Raw genomic sequence first — 1,395 nt, forward strand, 5'->3', positions numbered from 1 at the left:
GCGCTGCTAAAAATTAGCCGCATGGAAAAACCTGACAAGGTTTATACTTTCTATCATCCACAGTGCTTCAAACTGTTAAAAAAACTTCTAAGTATCATTTCAAATTCAGGACAGTCCTTCTCGTCTGCTGAGCTTCTGTTTGAAGCGATTAAAGATACAATGAGTGATGTCGATAGTGCAGCAGTGATTCAAGCGCTCTGTAATTTGAAGATAGAGAAGCAATTTAAACATCTTTCCCAAAAACGTGATTCGATAAGCTTTCAACGCGCTTTTCATATCTGGTTTGATGCTTTCGTCACGCTGCGCTTTATTCACGAAGTGCGTGACAGTCACTACCCGAATGTTAGTTTTAATGAGCTGCCTGAATTATCAAGCGAGATAGACCGGTAAGAGAGTTTTGATGACAGATACCTTAAGCAGAAGTGGAAAGCAGAGTGTGATTTCAGGTTTGATTCCCTGGGAATACCAAACCGGTTCAGGCATGACTTTAAGAGGCCATTACACCGAGCCTAGCGGTAAGCCTATGATCCACTTTATTCATGGTAATGGCTTCTGTGGCCTGACTTTTGAAAATCTTTTATCGCACTTTCAAGCTGATTATGACTTGTTTATCAGTGATGGTCAGGGGCATGGCGACAGTGATGCTGGTGGAAAATACCCAGGTTGGAATCGAAGTGCCAAGTATTTTGCAGAGGTATGGTCGAATTTTGAAGGTATGTGGGGCAAGGTGCCACGCATCGCGATGGGGCATAGCTATGGTGCCATCATGTCGACACTGATTATGTCTAGGCAGCCGAAATTATTCGATATGGGAATCCTAATGGACCCTGTCTATATGCCTCCAGTGATGGCGCGAACCGCGACAAGCCTAAAGACGCTTGGTTTGTCAAAGCGGATGCCCCTCGTTCGACAAGCCAAGGCTCGAACAGAGTCTTGGGAAAACTTCCAGGCCGTTTGGGATTACTTATACCAACGAGGTACTTTTAAGGGCTGGAAAGATGAGTGTCTTAAGTCTTATATTGACCATGCATTGATTGAAAGTGACGATGGCTCAATGCGCTTGAAATGCCCGCCTCGTATTGAAGCATCTATCTTCTCTGCTTATGCTAAGGGACTATGGCCAGCGATTCGCCGCATTGAAGCACCGATGACCATGCTCTATGGTGATCGGACTTACCCCTTTGTGAAACGCTCTAAAGCAAAAGTTCACGAAGCAAATTTGAATTACGATTTTATTGAAATGCCGGGTGGGCACTGTTTTATGCAAGAACAGCCTGAGCGCACGGCGCAAGAGATCAAACAAAAACTACGATTTAGTTTGTAGGTTTATGATGCGTTTAAGAGATCTAAAAGGCTTGGGTCCAAAAAGCGAAGCGGACTTGCTTGCTGTTGGCG

At 44.5% G+C, this 1,395-nt stretch carries 2 protein-coding genes; both read left to right on the forward strand.

Annotated features, from left to right (window positions below):
* A partial coding sequence (locus A3766_RS31590; RefSeq protein WP_197479742.1) for a hypothetical protein occupies window positions 1-390 on the forward strand: 390 nt, incomplete at its 5' end.
* A gap of 10 nt (window positions 391-400) precedes the next feature.
* Window positions 401-1,324 (forward strand): alpha/beta fold hydrolase, encoded by a 924-nt coding sequence (locus A3766_RS25405; RefSeq protein WP_068511827.1) that lies wholly within the window; start codon window positions 401-403, stop codon window positions 1,322-1,324.
* Window positions 1,325-1,395: the final 71 nt, after the last annotated feature.

The sequence above is a fragment of the Oleiphilus sp. HI0132 genome, assembly GCF_001635845.1.

Bases quoted from the DNA above. Each gene is read 5' to 3' on its own strand.
- A3766_RS25405 (WP_068511827.1), top strand. From the start codon at position 401: ATGACAGATACCTTAAGCAGAAGTGGAAAGCAGAGTGTGATTTCAGGT.